The following is a 15,307-nucleotide window of genomic DNA, read 5'->3' on the forward strand; positions in this document are numbered from 1 at the left end:
TTATGAGCAAAAATCCAGTGGCAAGCGGCGCGGTACAAATTGCCCCTGGCCCAGTTGCTCGGCATCACGCAGGGTGCGCCACGTATAGTTGAGCGCGGTTTGCACGGCGCTGACCAGTTCTTCACCAATGGCCAGGCGCCCGGCCAGGGTGCTGGCCAGGGTACAACCCGAACCGTGGTAGCTGCCCGGCAAGCGATGGCAAGTGAAGGTGTGGCGGCTGCCGTCGCGGCTGTACAGGCGGTTATGCACTTCGTGCTCATCACCGTGACCGCCGGTAATCAGCAGGTGGCGGCAAAACGGCAGGAGTTTTTCGGCGCACTCATCGGCGCTGCCCTCGGGCAGTTCGGCCAGGATGCGAGCTTCGGGAAGGTTGGGAGTGGCAATGGTGGCCAGGGGTAGCAGGCGTTCGCGCATGGCGTAGCCCACTTCGTCCTTGCCCAGTCGTCCGCCGCCGCCTGCGCGCAGCACCGGGTCGCAGACCATCGGCAGATGCGGGTTGGCCTGCAGCAGTTCGACCACGGTGTCGACCATCTCCAGTGAGCCGAGCATGCCCAGCTTGACCACCGCGACCGTGGAATCGCCGAGCACGGCAGCGGCTTGCGCCAGCACCCACTCACGGTCCAGCACGCGGAAATCGCTGACATTGACGGTGTTCTGCACAGTCAGGGCGGTCACCACCGGGGCGGCGTGACAGCCTTGAGCCAGCAGGGCTTCGATATCTGCCTGCAAGCCGGCACCCCCACTGGGGTCATGGCCGGAGAGACAGAGGACAACGGGGCGAGAACTGTAGATATTCATGGTGCGCGAGCTTACCACCAAACTGTTTTTGGCGGCGCTTGCCAGGTGCTCTGCCAGATGCCGTTTACAGCGTTTAAACCGGCTCGGGTTAATTGCGTCTGAATCTATATGGGCCTCTGTAATGCCCGGTTTAGAGGGGTCTAATAGTTTTGTTGCCTAGTGTGTATGTGCCATTAAGGGCTATGTTAAAGTGCCTTTAAATTAATAACCGGTCGTTCGGTCGACGTGATCTTGAAGGGAAGATGAGATCGCGCAGGTCACCGGGCGAGCTACGTTGGGGCTGTATGCGCTATTTGCTGATGATGTTTTTGGGCTGGCTACCGATGCTGGCCAGCGCAGTCGCTTTTGACGAAACCACACAAAGCCTGCCCTTGGGCCGCGTGATGCAAGTGTTTGAAGACACCGGTGGCGAGGCAACCCTGGCCGATATCACCGCGCGTGACGAACTGTTCAAGCCCCATACCCAAGACACACTTAACGCCGGTTACTCGCACTCGGCCTTCTGGGTCAAAATGGACCTGCAGTACCAGCCCCGGGACCCGCAAGTGCATCGCACCTGGCTGCTGGAACTGGCCTACCCGCCGCTGGATTCCATCGAACTGTATCTGGCAGATGCCGATGGCAATTACCGGCTTGCAGAACGCACCGGCGATGCGCTGCCCTTCGACAGCCGGCAGATCAAAGAAAACAACTACCTGTTTGAGCTCAACTTCAGCCCGGGACAAAGCCAGACGGTGTACTTGCGCCTGGCCAGCCAGGGCTCGGTACAGGCGCCACTGACACTGTGGTCGGCGCAGTCCTACCTCGAAGAGCAGCCCGTGCGCATTTACATCCTGGGCCTGATCTACGGCGTGTTGCTGGGCATGCTGGTCTACAACCTGTTTATCTACCTAAGCGTGCGTGACACCAGTTACCTCTATTACATCTTTTATATAGCTTCGTTCGGTCTGTACCAGCTGTCGGTCAACGGTGCAGCAGTGCAGTACTTCTGGCCGAACAACCCGTGGTGGGCCAATGCCTCCACCCCGTTCCTGATTGGTGCATCGGCCTTTTTCGGCTGCCAGTTTGCCCGTTCCTTCCTGCATACCGCCTCCCACAGCCGCTGGCTTGATCGGGCACTGATGGTGCTGATGGGCGTTGGCGTGCTGGTGATGGTGCTCGCACTGACCACCAGTTATGCCGTGTCATTGCGTCTGGCCACGGGCCTGGCGCTGGCCTTTATCGTTACCATTTTTACTGCCGGTGTGGTGGCCTGGGTTCGCGGCCTGCGGGTGGCGCGCTACTTCGTGATCGCCTGGTCGGCTTTTTTGCTGGGGGGGCTGGTCAATACGCTGATGGTGCTGGGTTATTTGCCCAATGTGTTCCTGACCATGTACGCCAGCCAGATCGGTTCGGCGATTGAGGTGGGCCTGCTGTCGCTGGCGCTGGCCGACCGCATCAATGCCATGCGTGACCTGCAGGCGCGTACCCTGCAGGAGTCCGGGCAGAAGCTGGCGGCGATGAACCAGCAACTGGCCCGCACCAACCAGCTCAAGGACGAATTCCTGGCGACCGTCACCCATGAATTGCGCACGCCGATGAACGGTGTGATTGGTTCTCTTGAGCTGATCAAGACCCTGGACATGGGGCCGGAGCTTGAGCAGTACACCCAGACTGCGCAAGGCTCGGCGCGGGAAATGATGCATATGGTCAATGGCATCCTGACCCTGACAGAGCTGCAGGCAGGGCGGCTGGTGGCACGCCCCCGGCCGTTCAGTTTGAATGACTTGATGCAAGGGCTGAGCGAGCAGTTCGGGCCTGCGGCACGCAGCAAAGGGCTGACATTCTCCTATGAGGTAACACGCACGCTGTCCGATCATTGGGTGGGTGATGCCGATAAAATCCGTCAGTGCCTTGAGTGCCTGCTGGACAACGCCATCAAGTTCACCCGTGAAGGGGTCGTGCTTGTGCGTGTCACCGGCAAACCCGGCGAGTCGGGGCGCTGGGCGCTGGCGTTCAATGTGATCGACACCGGCATCGGTTTTGTTCACCAGGAGCAAGCCGAGCTGTATCAGCACTTTTTCCAGGTTGATGGCTCGATGACCCGCGAATATGGTGGCCTGGGTATCGGCCTGGCGATTTGCCGGCGTTTGGTGGAGCTGCTGGGCGGGCGCCTGACTCATCATTCGCTGCCGGGGCACGGTTCACAGTTTCAATTGTTGCTGGAGCTGGAGCCCGCGCCCCCCCTCCAGGTGCATAGCCCCACACTGATGCGTGCGCCGGGTGAGTGTGTCGTGTTGTTGGTGGAAGACCCGGTCAGCCCGGCCGTGGTACGCGCCATGCTGCTCAAGCTGGGCTACCGCGTGCTGGGTGTCGATACGGGCCAGGCGGCGATCGAAGCCCTGCGCCGCGAGCGGGTGGACGCGGTAGTGCTGGCGTGCCCGTTGGCCCAGGTGTCGGGCACCTCGATGGGCAGCCAGTTGCTGACCCTGGCCGCGTGCGCGCAACTGCCCGTACTGGCTCTGTTCGACGCCGAGGCCGAGGCCCGTGAGGCCCTTGAACAGGTGGATGGCATCACCGATTACCTGCTCAAGCCGCTGCGCTTTGAAGACCTGCAGCACGCTTTGTGCCAGCGCTTATTGATTGAAGAGGATGGTAAAAACGCCGAGTTTTAGGCGTTTATGCCACTTGTTCAGGTTCAGATGCGTGCTTCACTGGCTTATTGGCATGAGCCACAGGAGCCCGCGCAATGAACCTGCATCAATACGCTGAAACCCATCAGGTGACCAATCAGCCACCGTCCCTGGACGGCGTCAATCTGTATCGCATTGACCTGCCACTCCAGCACTGGAGCCAGCATTTCGGCGCAGGTTGGGCACAGGGGCGGATTGACGAGTACGGTGCCCTGGCGGGTGGGCCGTTGATGGCTGCGGGCTTTCTGGCCAATGAAAACAAGCCGCAGTTTGTCAGCCATGACCGTTATGGCCATCGGATCGATCTGGTTGAATTTCATCCGTCATACCATGAGCTGATGCGCACGGCGATTGAACACGGCTTGCCGTCCTTGCCCTGGACCGACCCGCAACCCGGCGCCCATGTGGCCCGCGCAGCCATGACCTACCTGCACAGCCAGGCCGAAGCGGGCAGCGGTTGCCCCCTGACCATGACCTTCGCCAGTGTGCCGGCCTTGCGCCTGCAACCGGACCTCGCTGCCATCTGGCTGCCCAAAGTGCTGGCCACCGAGTATGACCCGCGCAATATCGATATCAGCCAAAAGGCCGGGGTGACCCTGGGCATGGCCATGACTGAAAAGCAGGGCGGCACCGACGTGCGCGCCAACACCACCCGGGCTTACCCCGTGGGCGCCAAGGGACCGGGGCAGGCCTATGAACTGCTGGGGCACAAATGGTTCTGCTCGGCGCCGATGAGTGATGGCTTTCTGACCCTGGCCCAGACCGACAAGGGTCTGAGCTGCTTTTTGCTACCGCGCCATCGACCGGATGGCAGCCGCAACGAGTTTTATATCCAGCGCCTGAAGAACAAACTGGGCAATAGCTCCAACGCCTCCAGCGAGGTTGAGTTCCGTGGGGCATTGGCCTGGATGATCGGCGAAGAAGGCCGTGGCGTGCCGACCATTATTGAAATGGTCGCCATGACTCGTTTCGACTGCATGGTCGGCTCCAGCGCCTTGATGCGTCAGGCGTTGACCCAGGCCAGCCATCATTGCGCTCATCGTCTGGTAAGCGGTCGGGTATTGGCAGACCAGCCGTTGATGCAAAACGTATTGGCTGACCTGGCACTGGAAAGCGAGGCGGCACTGGCCCTGAGCCTGCGTATGGGCCGGGCGCTGGACAACCCGGACGACCTTCATGAGGCCAGATTTTCGCGGCTGGTAACGGCGGTGGGCAAGTACTGGATCTGCAAGCGGGCCCCGGCCATGATCAATGAAGCGGCCGAATGCATGGGCGGCGCGGGCTATGTTGAAGACAGCATCCTGCCGCGCCTGTACCGCGAGGCACCGGTCAATTCAACGTGGGAAGGGTCGGGTAATGTTCAGTGCCTGGACGTGCTGCGCGCCTTGTCCAAAGAGCCGGGGGTGCTCGATGCGCTGTTTGCCGAGCTGGGCGACGGGCATGGCGACCGGCGTTTGGCGCAGCACATTGCGCAGCTTAAAAACGCATTTACGGACACTGATGACATCCAGTACCGCGCTCGCCAACTGACAGAAGATATCGCTCTGGGCCTGCAGGCAAAACTGCTGCTGGAGGCGGGCAACAGCAACGTCAGCGACGCCTTTATCGCCAGTCGGCTACAGGGTAGCGGCCGGGTGTACGGCACCTTGCCACGGGGGTTGAACGTGGCCGCCATCGTTGCCCGCTCAACCCCGCAGATGGCCTGATCCCTGGCCCTGTGGGAGCTGGCTTGCCTGCGATGCAGACGGCGCGGTTTGCCTGGCAGACCCCGTTGATACCATCGCGGGCAAGCCCGCTCCCAAACTGATTTGCGTATGGCCGCCAGTATTCTGTTATCCCCCGGCTCCCACAGGAAATCTCTAACAGGCAATTTTGTAGCTGCCATTAGCCATCGATACAGGCAAGATAAAGGCCTGCCCGTTCAGAAGACAGGATGCTTATCGTGACCGAAGCTTTTATTGTCGTTTCCACCGCGCAAGAGGCCGTTGATCGCCTTGCCGCTTTGCACGAACGCGCAACCACGGCCTTGAGCCAGGCCCTCAAGCGTTACCTCAAGGATAGGGTCGAACCTTCTGCGCAAGAACGCGCGCTGTTTCGCTATCCCGAATTGCGTTTGACCTACCGTATCAACGGTGAAGTGCCGACCACCACCCGTGCGTATGCCAAGGTCCAGTTACCCGGCACATACAGTGTCACCGTCACCCATCCTTCCTCTTTCCGTAACTACCTTTTGGAGCAGTTGGTGCCGTTGATGCGCGATTTCACCGTTGAGGTGGAAGTCGGTGTCAGCGAGCAAAACATTCCTTACCCGTACGTCGTCGAACAAGGTGATGAGCTGGCCGGCTCCGGCGTGACGGCCGCAGCGCTGGCGCGAGTGTTCCCCAGTACCGACCTGTCCGCTGCCACTGATGGCATTGCTGATGGCCTGTACGATTGGGAGAACACCGATCCGTTGCCGCTGGCGTTGTTCGATGCGGCGCGGGTCGATTTTTCTCTGCGCCGGTTGGTGCATTACACCGGCAGCGACTGGCGCCATGTGCAGCCGTGGATCCTGCTGACCAACTATCACCGTTATGTTGACCAGTTTATCCTTCACGGCCTTGAGCAACTGCGCGATGATCCGCGTTTTGTGCGCATGGTAATGCCGGGCAACGTGATCATCGAAAAGTCGATGGACTACGGCGAAGCCCAGGCCATCGCTGCGGGCGTGGTGTGGCATCGCTACCAGATGCCGGCCTACCACTTGCAGGCCAACGATGGCCATGGCGTGACCCTGGTGAATATCGGCGTCGGCCCCTCCAACGCGAAAAACATCACCGACCACCTGGCCGTTCTGCGCCCGCACTGCTGGTTGATGATCGGTCACTGTGGCGGCCTGCGCCAGTCGCAGACCATCGGCGATTACGTGCTGGCCCATGCCTATATGCGTCGCGACGGCATTCTTGACCGGGTCGTGCCGCCGAACATTCCGATTCCGGCCCTGGCTGAAGTCCAGCTGGCGCTGCAGGAGGCTGCTGCACAGGTCACCGGTGAGCGTGGCGACGAATTGAAAAAACGCCTGCGCACTGGCACCGTGCTGACCTATGACGACCGCAACTGGGAGCTGCGCTGGGCTCAGGAGCGTCCGCTGATCAACCTGTCCCGTGCTGTTGCCGTGGACATGGAGAGCGGCACGATTGCTGCCCAGGGTTATCGCTTGCGCGTCCCGTACGGCACGCTGTTGTGTGTGTCGGACAAACCGCTGCACAGTGAAATCAAACTGCCGGGTTCGGCCAACGCCTTCTACGAGCGCGCGGTCAGCCAGCATTTGAAAATCGGCATTGCCGCCGTGGATTTGATGCGCGGTCAGCTCAATTCCCTGCACTCGCGCAAACTGCGCAGCTTCGACGAACCGCCGTTCCGTTGATCGGTGATGGTCATTTGGCGGTCCGGGGGCTAGCATTGCCAGCCCTGATCGCCAGATGTCCTTTTTAGTCATGTCCCGTCCCGCCCCGCGCCGCCCGGCCACCAAAAGCCCCAACCCGCAAGCTGCCAACCGCCGTGTGGCGAAGGCACCGCCAGCCGAGCCCAAGCTGTACCTGTTCAACAAACCCTTCGATGTGCTGACCCAGTTCAGCGACGAAGGCGGGCGCGCCACGCTCAAGGACTTTATCCCCATCCCGGGGATCTACCCCGCCGGGCGCCTGGATCGGGACAGTGAAGGGTTGTTGCTGCTAACCAACGATGGCCAGTTACAGGCGCGGATTGCCGACCCCAAGCACAAGTTGCCCAAGACCTACTGGGTGCAGGTCGAGGGCGAGCCCACAGCGGAGCAACTGCAGCAATTGCGCGATGGTGTTGAGCTCAATGATGGCAAGACCCTGCCCGCCGAGGCCCGTGCCCTGGACGAGCCGCAACTGTGGCCGCGCAACCCGCCGGTGCGGTTTCGCAAGAGTATCCCCACGGCCTGGCTCGAGCTGGTGATCCGTGAAGGGCGCAACCGTCAGGTGCGGCGCATGACCGCTGCAGTGGGCCTGCCGACCTTGCGCCTGGTGCGGGTGCGCATTGGTGACTGGACGATTGAAGGGCTGGAGCAGGGGCAATACCGGGAAGTGCCGGCGCGGCTATAGCGCGCCGGATTCGATCAGGCCGATGACCACGCTTTTGATGATGAACGCGGCAACGCCCAGGCCCAGTACGAAAAACAGGATCATCGAACCGAAGCGCCCGGCCTTGGACTTTTTGGCCAGATCCCAGACGATAAAAGCCATGAAAATGATCAGCACGCTGACCAGAATCGTCATCATCCATTCTTCAAGTACGGCAGGATCCATCGGTATTCTCCGGCGACATCATGGGAAAAAGCCGTAGGAGTATACGCCAGGGGAGTGGGGGGGATATTGATCTGGGTAGTGAGAGGGTGTCGCTATCCCCGTAGCAGCTGCCGAAGGCACGAGGCTGCGTTCGATTGCGAAGCAATCGCAAGATCAGACTGCACGGTACAACTGAAGAGTCGCGTGTGCTGATTTTACGACTGCTTCGCAGCCGAACGCAGCCTTCGTTCCTCGGCAGCTGCTACAGGTTTTATTTTCACGTGCGCAAATGGGTTAACGGCAGTTCTGTACTGTTAAGCACCTGATTGAGCACAAAGCTGGAACGCACGCTGGTCACGCCTTCGATGCGGGTCAGCTCGCCCAGCAGCAGTTTCTGGTAGTGGTCCATGTCGGCAACCACCACTTTAAGCTGGTAGTCGGCGTCCATCCCGGTCACCAGGCTGCACTCCAGCACCTGCGGCAAAGCGCGGATGCAGGCTTCGAAATTCTCGAAACGCTCTGGTGTATGTCGGTCCATTCCGATCAGAACGTAGGCCGTAAGGCTCAAGCCCAGCAGTTTGCGGTCGAGCAGTGCTACCTGGCGGCTGATGTAGCCGTCATCCTCAAGCTGTTTAACACGGCGTGAGCAAGGGGATGGTGACAGGCCGATGCGCTCGGCCAGTTCCTGGTTAGAGATGCGTGCGTCACGCTGCAATTCCGCCAAAATGCTCAGGTCATACCGGTCGAGTTTGCTCACGAAGTTACCCTTTGTCATAACTATTGCGTGAAAGTATCCACCTTAAGTCAAAAATTGCGCAAGTAATGTTTTATCGAGCAATCTTCGCAATCGCCTGCTGCGGCCAAACGCCTATTCTTTAAACCAGAATCACTGCCCGGACATAGAGTCCACTGCGGCCCGCCGAATCAGGCCAGCCGCGGCCGCCAACCCCACAGGGTTGCCCCGGCCCCCGGGCTGCGCACTGTCCAGAAGACGGAGCGAGGTGAGCCAACATCACAAGTGTTGAGCCAGGACGAAAAAATTCAAAGGGCGACCGACGGGTCGCCCTTTTTTCGTCTGGCAAAAATAAGTTGCGTCACTGACTGTTCGGTGTAGAACCGGTTCTCGAATTTTCAGTCTTATGTTTAGGCTCTTTCCCATAGTGAGTAACAGCATGAAATCGCGCATCTGGCAGATGGCTACAGTTGGCGTGCTCTGTGTGAGTGTCAGCGGCCAGTTGTTGGCCGATGAGCGGGGGGATGGCGGTTGGCAAGCTCGGCCGCAGGGCGAAGCCACCAACCAGCCGCGACCGAACCAGCACGGTAATAACCTGCCGATCCAGCAGCGCCCCGACAGGGTGCAGCAGACTCAGTCGCCGAACCGGGGGGGCAATCAGAACTGGCATGCTGGCGGTTACAACCCCGGTGCGGATAACCGTCATCCCAATGATCAGCGCTGGGCCGGTCGCCCGTCCGGGCATGGCAATGGCTGGGGGCCGGGGCCGCAATATCGCCCGGGCAATGTGGTGGACCGATTCCCCGGTCAACACTGGCAAGTGCCATATCGCGGTCAGAATTACTACTTTTCAGGCGGCTACTGGTATCGGCCCCAAGGCCCGCGTTACATCGTTGTGCAGCCGCCATATGGGTTGCGCGTAGGATTTTTGCCTGATTATGCGAGGGAAGTGTGGTTTGGCAGTACTTTGATGTTTCTTGCGGCAGGGGCGTATTACGCCTATCAACCTGCGACCCGGGACTATGTCGTGGTTGAGCCTCCGGCGGCCAATCAGCAGCCCGTGAGCAATAACTATGAGATGGTGGCTTACCCGATGAATGGTCAAAGCCCTGCACAAATTGGTCAGGATCGCTACGACTGCTACCGTTGGGCTGTAGAACAGAGCGGCTTCGACCCGGCCAAGGCGACCTACGCTCCAGCTGCGCAAGTGGTGCAAGCCTATCGGCAGGCGCAGGGCAGTTGTTTGAGCAGTCGTGGATATCAGGTGGCGAACTGACTTGAAACCAACGCAGCTGCTACGGGGCCTTGCTCAGCCTAGGTTTGACCACTTCCTTCGGGTCTGCATGCACCAGTACTTCGGCCCGTGGGTAGACCTTGGCGATGGCTTCAGCGGCGCGGTCACAGATGGCGTGGGCCGCGGACAGGGTCAGCTCGCCCGGCAGCTCAAGGTGCAGCTGCACAAACCAGATATTGCCCGAGATCCGGGTACGCAGGTCGTGGGCGCCCAACACGCCGGGCACGGCACAGGCCAGTTTGAGCATGTCCTCGCTGACATCGGTGGGTAACTCTTCGTCCATCAATACGGCAAAACTCTCACGGGCGATCTGGATGGCGCTCCACAGGATGTACACCGCAATCCCCAGGCCAAACCAGGCATCCAGCTGCGGGAAGCCCACGCTGGCCAGCACCAGCGCCAGTAAAATACTGCCATTGAGCATCAGGTCCGAGCGGTAATGCAGCGAGTCGGCGCGTACTGCGTTGGAGCCCGTGGCCTTGATCACCCGGTGTTGCAGCACCAGCAGCGCCACGGTCATCAGCAGCGAAAACACGATCACGCCAATGCCGATCCAGGGCGCGCCCACCGGCTCGGGGTTTTTCAGCCGCTCCACCGCCTGGAAGGCGATCAGCACCGCACTCACGCCAATAAACAGCGCTTGCGCCATGCCCGCCAGCGACTCGGCCTTGCCGTGGCCGTAGCGGTGGTCCTCATCGGCGGGGCGCAGCGCGTAATGCACCGCGAGCAAATTGAGAAACGAGGTCACTCCGTCAAGCAGCGAGTCGGTGAGGCCGGCGAGCATGCTGATCGAACCGCTGAGCCACCAAGCGATGGCCTTGGTCACGATCAACAGGCTGGCCACCGCCACCGAGGCGCGGGTGGCCAGGCGTAACAGGCGGGCGTGTTCCGGGCTGCCGGTCATGGCGCGTCCTTGGTGATGGGCAAAGGGTTCAGGCCGCAGGCTGCAAGCCGTACATGGCCAGTTGCTGGGCGCTGCCCTTGTGCTGGATCAGGCGCGGGTCGTTGAGCGGGAAGCTGCGGCCCAGTTCGCTTTCGAGGATGGCCTGCAGCTTGGCGTTATCCACCTTGCCATCCGCCCCGATGGCTTCGCGCAGTTTTTCCGGAGCGATTTGAGCGGTCTTGCCCGGCGGGAAGTAAATGGCCCCGGTGGCAAAGTCGACACCGAAGGCGATCAGCCCCGGGATCACATAAAACAGCAGGCCCACGGCATCCAGCACGGCAATCATGGGGTCGATCTTGCCGTCGATCTGGCCACGCCGGTCAGGGAAGAAAATACTGCCGCAGGCAGTCAGTTGGGTGAACAGTGCCGCAACCACGACACCGCCGATTACTCGCGAAGGCATACGCATACAAAAAACCTCAAACATGCTCAAAGGACAGGATCATTACTGTTCGCCGTTATACTCGTCGCTCTGTTCTGGAGCCACCATGATTTCTTTGCCGATTGATGAAGTTTTACCTGCGCTGCGCCTGGCCCTGGCCGAGCGCCATGAAGCCGTGCTCGAAGCGCCGCCCGGCGCTGGTAAAACCACCCGTGTGCCGCTGGCCCTGCTCAACGAGCCGTGGCTGGCCGGGCAGAAGATCCTGATGCTCGAACCCCGGCGCCTGGCGGCGCGTGCGGCGGCCGAGCGGCTGGCCAGTGAACTGGGTGAAAAAGTCGGCCAGACCGTAGGCTACCGCATTCGCCTCGACAGCAAGGTCGGCCCCGAGACCCGCATCGAAGTGGTCACCGAGGGCATCCTGACCCGCCGCCTGCAGCACGATCCTGCGCTGGAAGGGGTGGGCCTGCTGATTTTCGACGAGTTCCATGAGCGTAGTCTGGATGCCGATCTGGCGTTGGCCTTGAGCCTCAACGGGCGTGAGCTGTTTCGTGACGAGCAGCCGCTGAAAATCCTGCTGATGTCCGCCACCCTGGAAGGCGAACGGCTGGCCAGCCTCCTCGACGATGCGCCGATCCTGCGCAGTGAGGGGCGCATGTACCCGGTGGCGATGCGCTGGGGCCGGCCGTTTGTGCCGGGTGAATTTATCGAGCCGCGGGTGGTGCAGACCGTGCTTGATGCCATCAATGATGAAAGCGGTAGCCTGCTGGTGTTCCTGCCGGGGCAGGCGGAGATTCGCCGGGTCAATCAGCAACTGGCCGACGCGCTGGGTTCGCGCAGCGATATTCTGTTGTGCCCCTTGCATGGCGAACTGGATCTGGCGGCCCAGCGCGCCGCTATCGAACCTGCGCCCAAGGGGCTGCGCAAGGTCGTGCTGGCCACCAATATTGCCGAGACCAGCCTGACCATCGACGGCGTGCGCGTGGTGATCGACGCCGGGCTGGCGCGGGTGCCGCGTTTTGACCCGGGCAGCGGCATGACCCGCCTCGATACCCAGCGCATCTCCCGCGCCAGTGCTACCCAGCGCGCTGGCCGTGCCGGGCGGCTGGAGCCCGGCGTGTGCTATCGCTTGTGGTCCGAAGACCAGCACGCGCAACTGGCAGCCTATGGCAGTGCGGAAATCCTCCAGGCCGATCTGGCCGGGCTGGCCTTGCAACTGGCGCGCTGGGGCGTGGCGCCCGAGCAACTGATCTGGCTCGATATGCCGCCCTCGGCAAGTTATGCACAGGCCCGGCAATTGCTCGAACGCCTGGGTGCCTTGCACGGAGCAAAACTCACCGCCCACGGCGAAGCGATGGCTGAATTGCCCGCGCATCCACGTATTGCCCATTTGCTGATTCGCGGGCAGGACTTGGGGCTGGCCGAAATGGCCTGTGACGTGGCGGCGCTTCTCGGTGAACGGGATATTTTGCGCGGCGCCGGGGCGGACGTGCACAGCCGTCTGGCCCTACTGTCGGGCGAGAGCCGTGTTGCACGGGGCGGGCAGGGTGGCGTGCAGCGGGCCAGACAACTGGCCCGGCACTATCGCGGCTACCTGCGCGGCAATGCCACGCAACCGGTCGCCGACCCCGATCACCCGCGCTGGCTGGGTGCCTTGCTGGCGCTGGCCTACCCCGACCGCGTGGCCCAGCAGCGCAAACCCGGCGGTGCAGAGTATCGGCTGGCCAATGGCCGGGCGGCGCTGTTCAGCGAGGTCGACGGCCTGATGAAACAGTCCTGGCTGGTGATTGCCGACCTGGGCAGCCGTCAGGGGCAACGTGAAGAACGTATCTATCTGGCCGCCGAATTCGACCCCGGGTTGCTGGATAACGTATTGAGCGAGCAGGTCAGCGTGGTCGACCAACTGGATTGGGACGAGCGCGAAGGTGTGTTGCGCGCTGAACGTCAGCGCAAGGTCGGCGAACTGGTGCTCAGCCGCGAGCCCTTGAACGGGCTCGACGAAGCAGCGCGCACCCAGGCGCTGGTCAATCTGGTGCGGCGCAAGGGCCTGGAACTGTTGCCGTGGACGCCCGAGCTGCGTCAGTGGCAGGCGCGGGTGGCGTTATTGCGCCAACTGGATCTGCTGGCTCCGGGGCAAAGCGAATGGCCCGACGTCAGCGATGGCGCCTTGCTGGCCGGGCTTGAAGACTGGCTGGGGCCGTACCTGGGGCGTGTGTCACGGCTTAGCCACTTTGCCAACCTCGACCTGTCGAGCATTGTGCATAACTTGCTCAAATGGCCGCTGCCCCAGCGCCTGGACGAACTGGCGCCCCATCACATCAAGGTGCCGTCGGGCTCCTCGGTGCGGCTGGACTACAGCGAGCAGCCGCCGATTCTGGCGGTGCGCCTGCAAGAGTTGTTCGGGCTGGCGGATACCCCGCGCATTGCGGGCGGGCGGCAAGTGGTCAAACTGCACCTGTTGTCGCCAGCGCGGCGACCGGTGCAAGTGACCCAGGATCTGGCCAATTTCTGGCGCAGTACCTATGCCGAAGTGAAGAAAGACCTGAAGGGGCGCTACCCCAAGCACTACTGGCCCGATGACCCGCTGGTGGCCGAAGCCACGGCGCGGATCAAGCCGCGCAAGCCGTAGCGAACGGGTGTACGCATCGCGAGCAAGCCCGCTCCCACAATAAAATTGCGCAGTTCCTGTGGGAGCGGGCTTGCTCGCGATGGCATCAACGCGGTGAGTAGAGCTTCACGACCCGATATAGCTGGTCTTGACCACGGTGTAGAACTCCTGCGCATAGCGGCCCTGTTCGCGCGAGCCATAGGACGAACCTTTGCGCCCGCCAAACGGCACATGGTAATCAACGCCGGCCGTGGGCAGGTTGACCATCACCATCCCAGCCTGGGAATGGCGCTTGAAGTGGTTGGCATATTTGAGCGAGGTCGTGGCAATACCCGCCGACAAGCCAAACTCGGTGTCATTGGCCATCGCCAACGCTGCTTCGTAGTCCGCAACCTTGATGATATTGGCCACCGGGCCGAACACTTCCTCGCGGCTGATGCGCATGTCGGCCGTGCTGTCGGCAAACAGGGCCGGGGCCAGGAAGTAACCCTCGGTGTCACATGTCACCAGGCTGCCACCAGCGACCAGGCGCGCACCCTCGTTGCGGGCAATGTCGATATAACCCAAATCCTGGTCGAGCTGGACGCGGGATACCACCGGGCCGATATCAATCCCGGCCTGCAAGGCATGCCCGACCTTGATCGAACGCATGCGCTCGGCCATCGCCTCGACGAATTTGTCGTGGATGCCCGCCGTGACAATCAGGCGGCTGGAGGCGGTGCAACGCTGGCCGGTGGAGTAGAACGCACTCTGCACCGCCAGTTCGACCGCTTGCTTGAGGTCGGCATCGTCGAGAATCACTTGCGGGTTTTTGCCGCCCATTTCCAGCTGCACCTTGGCCTGGCGCGACACACAACTGATGGCAATCTGGCGACCAACGCCCACTGAGCCTGTAAAGCTTACGCCGTCCACTTTCGGGCTGTGGACGATCGCGTCGCCAACTACGCGACCGCTGCCCATCACCAGGTTGAACACGCCAGCCGGGAAACCGGCGCGGGAGATGATCTCGGCCAGTGCCCAGGCGCAACCCGGCACCAGGTCAGCAGGCTTGAACACCACGCAGTTGCCATAGGCCAGGGCCGGGGCGATCTTCCAGGCGGGGATGGCGATGGGGAAGTTCCACGGGGTAATCAGACCCACCACGCCCAGGGCTTCGCGGGTAACCTCTACATGCACGCCCGGGCGCACCGAGGGCAGGTAGTCACCTGACAGGCGCAGGCATTCCCCGGCGAAAAACTTGAAGATATTACCGGCGCGGCTCACTTCGCCTATGGCCTCGGGCAAGGTCTTGCCTTCTTCACGGGCCAGCAGGGTGCCCAGCTCTTCCTTGCGGGCGAGGATTTCGCTGCCGACCTTGTCCAGCGCATCGCTGCGCGCCTGAATGCCGGAGGTCGACCACGCGGGGAACGCGGCCCGCGCCGCATCAATGGCGGTCTGGACCTGGGCGGCATCGGCCTGGGCGTATTCGCCGATCACATCGTTCAGGTCGGACGGGTTGATATTGGCGCTGTATGCAGTGGCGGCGACCCACTCGCCCCCGATGTAATGGTTGTGGCGCTTTGGATCAGTCATGGCGTTTCTCCGCTCG

At 61.6% G+C, this 15,307-nt stretch carries 12 protein-coding genes; 6 read left to right on the forward strand and 6 right to left on the reverse strand.

What is annotated here, in order from left to right; translation table 11 throughout:
* Complete coding sequence (locus tag AB3G35_RS06020) at window positions 1–798, reverse strand: hydroxymethylpyrimidine/phosphomethylpyrimidine kinase (RefSeq protein ID WP_369782378.1); 798 nt, start codon at window positions 796–798, stop codon at window positions 1–3.
* 284 nt (window positions 799–1,082) lie between these two features.
* Here AB3G35_RS06020 and AB3G35_RS06025 point away from each other — a divergent pair, with 284 nt between their 5' ends.
* The 4 genes from AB3G35_RS06025 to AB3G35_RS06040 all read left to right on the forward strand — a co-directional run bounded on the left by AB3G35_RS06025 (window position 1,083) and on the right by AB3G35_RS06040 (window position 7,579).
* Window positions 1,083–3,452 (forward strand): hybrid sensor histidine kinase/response regulator, encoded by a 2,370-nt coding sequence (locus AB3G35_RS06025; protein ID WP_369782379.1) that lies wholly within the window; start codon window positions 1,083–1,085, stop codon window positions 3,450–3,452.
* Window positions 3,453–3,526: 74 nt separating this feature from the next.
* Window positions 3,527–5,176, forward strand: a complete 1,650-nt coding sequence (locus tag AB3G35_RS06030; RefSeq protein ID WP_369782380.1) for an acyl-CoA dehydrogenase family protein — start codon at window positions 3,527–3,529, stop codon at window positions 5,174–5,176.
* Window positions 5,177–5,403: 227 nt separating this feature from the next.
* Window positions 5,404–6,876 (forward strand): AMP nucleosidase, encoded by a 1,473-nt coding sequence (gene amn / locus AB3G35_RS06035; protein ID WP_166672931.1) that lies wholly within the window; start codon window positions 5,404–5,406, stop codon window positions 6,874–6,876.
* 136 nt (window positions 6,877–7,012) lie between these two features.
* Window positions 7,013–7,579 (forward strand): pseudouridine synthase, encoded by a 567-nt coding sequence (locus AB3G35_RS06040; RefSeq protein WP_166672938.1) that lies wholly within the window; start codon window positions 7,013–7,015, stop codon window positions 7,577–7,579.
* Here AB3G35_RS06040 and AB3G35_RS06045 read toward each other — a convergent pair.
* Together AB3G35_RS06045 and AB3G35_RS06050 are read right to left on the reverse strand one after the other, a co-directional pair.
* The gene (locus tag AB3G35_RS06045; protein ID WP_016779292.1) at window positions 7,574–7,783 is read right to left on the reverse strand and encodes a DUF2788 domain-containing protein; all 210 of its coding nucleotides are present in this window, start codon (window positions 7,781–7,783) and stop codon (window positions 7,574–7,576) included. The two genes, AB3G35_RS06040 and AB3G35_RS06045, sit on opposite strands and share 6 nt — an antisense overlap.
* 256 nt (window positions 7,784–8,039) lie before the next feature.
* Window positions 8,040–8,537, reverse strand: coding sequence for an Lrp/AsnC family transcriptional regulator (locus AB3G35_RS06050; RefSeq protein ID WP_016779293.1), 498 nt, complete (start codon window positions 8,535–8,537; stop codon window positions 8,040–8,042).
* Between the two features lie 397 nt (window positions 8,538–8,934).
* Here AB3G35_RS06050 and AB3G35_RS06055 point away from each other — a divergent pair, with 397 nt between their 5' ends.
* Entirely contained in the window at window positions 8,935–9,771 is an 837-nt protein-coding gene (locus tag AB3G35_RS06055) for a DUF6515 family protein (RefSeq protein WP_083369757.1), read from the forward strand.
* Between the two features lie 19 nt (window positions 9,772–9,790).
* Here AB3G35_RS06055 and AB3G35_RS06060 read toward each other — a convergent pair whose 3' ends face one another.
* Entirely contained in the window at window positions 9,791–10,693 is a 903-nt protein-coding gene (locus AB3G35_RS06060; protein ID WP_086795794.1) for a cation diffusion facilitator family transporter, read from the reverse strand.
* A gap of 28 nt (window positions 10,694–10,721) precedes the next feature.
* The gene (locus AB3G35_RS06065) at window positions 10,722–11,141 is read right to left on the reverse strand and encodes a hypothetical protein (RefSeq protein ID WP_029611210.1); all 420 of its coding nucleotides are present in this window, start codon (window positions 11,139–11,141) and stop codon (window positions 10,722–10,724) included.
* 79 nt (window positions 11,142–11,220) lie between these two features.
* On the opposite strand from AB3G35_RS06065, the gene hrpB reads away from it, so the two are divergent.
* Window positions 11,221–13,740 carry an ATP-dependent helicase HrpB gene (hrpB, locus tag AB3G35_RS06070; RefSeq protein ID WP_369782381.1) on the forward strand — a complete coding sequence of 840 codons (2,520 nt, stop codon included), beginning with the start codon at window positions 11,221–11,223 and terminating at the stop codon, window positions 13,738–13,740.
* Between the two features lie 105 nt (window positions 13,741–13,845).
* Here the strand turns inward: hrpB and AB3G35_RS06075 are convergent, their stop codons facing one another.
* Window positions 13,846–15,291, reverse strand: a complete 1,446-nt coding sequence (locus tag AB3G35_RS06075) for an aldehyde dehydrogenase family protein (RefSeq protein WP_369782382.1) — start codon at window positions 15,289–15,291, stop codon at window positions 13,846–13,848.
* Window positions 15,292–15,307: the final 16 nt, after the last annotated feature.

Origin of the sequence: Pseudomonas sp. WC2401 (genome assembly GCF_041200115.1) — a bacterium.
GTDB classification, from domain to species: Bacteria; Pseudomonadota; Gammaproteobacteria; order Pseudomonadales; family Pseudomonadaceae; genus Aquipseudomonas; species Aquipseudomonas fragi.

What these genes read in the sequence shown, in the direction of transcription:
- AB3G35_RS06060 (WP_086795794.1), bottom strand. Translation starts at nt 10,693, where the DNA reads ATGACCGGCAGCCCGGAACACGCCCGCCTGTTACGCCTGGCCACCCGC.
- AB3G35_RS06050 (WP_016779293.1), bottom strand. Translation starts at nt 8,537, where the DNA reads ATGACAAAGGGTAACTTCGTGAGCAAACTCGACCGGTATGACCTGAGC.
- AB3G35_RS06065 (WP_029611210.1), bottom strand. Translation starts at nt 11,141, where the DNA reads ATGCGTATGCCTTCGCGAGTAATCGGCGGTGTCGTGGTTGCGGCACTG.
- AB3G35_RS06030 (WP_369782380.1), top strand. Translation starts at nt 3,527, where the DNA reads ATGAACCTGCATCAATACGCTGAAACCCATCAGGTGACCAATCAGCCA.
- AB3G35_RS06020 (WP_369782378.1), bottom strand. Translation starts at nt 798, where the DNA reads ATGAATATCTACAGTTCTCGCCCCGTTGTCCTCTGTCTCTCCGGCCAT.
- AB3G35_RS06055 (WP_083369757.1), top strand. Translation starts at nt 8,935, where the DNA reads ATGAAATCGCGCATCTGGCAGATGGCTACAGTTGGCGTGCTCTGTGTG.
- AB3G35_RS06075 (WP_369782382.1), bottom strand. Translation starts at nt 15,291, where the DNA reads ATGACTGATCCAAAGCGCCACAACCATTACATCGGGGGCGAGTGGGTC.
- AB3G35_RS06025 (WP_369782379.1), top strand. Translation starts at nt 1,083, where the DNA reads ATGCGCTATTTGCTGATGATGTTTTTGGGCTGGCTACCGATGCTGGCC.
- amn (WP_166672931.1), top strand. Translation starts at nt 5,404, where the DNA reads ATGCTTATCGTGACCGAAGCTTTTATTGTCGTTTCCACCGCGCAAGAG.
- hrpB (WP_369782381.1), top strand. Translation starts at nt 11,221, where the DNA reads ATGATTTCTTTGCCGATTGATGAAGTTTTACCTGCGCTGCGCCTGGCC.
- AB3G35_RS06045 (WP_016779292.1), bottom strand. Translation starts at nt 7,783, where the DNA reads ATGGATCCTGCCGTACTTGAAGAATGGATGATGACGATTCTGGTCAGC.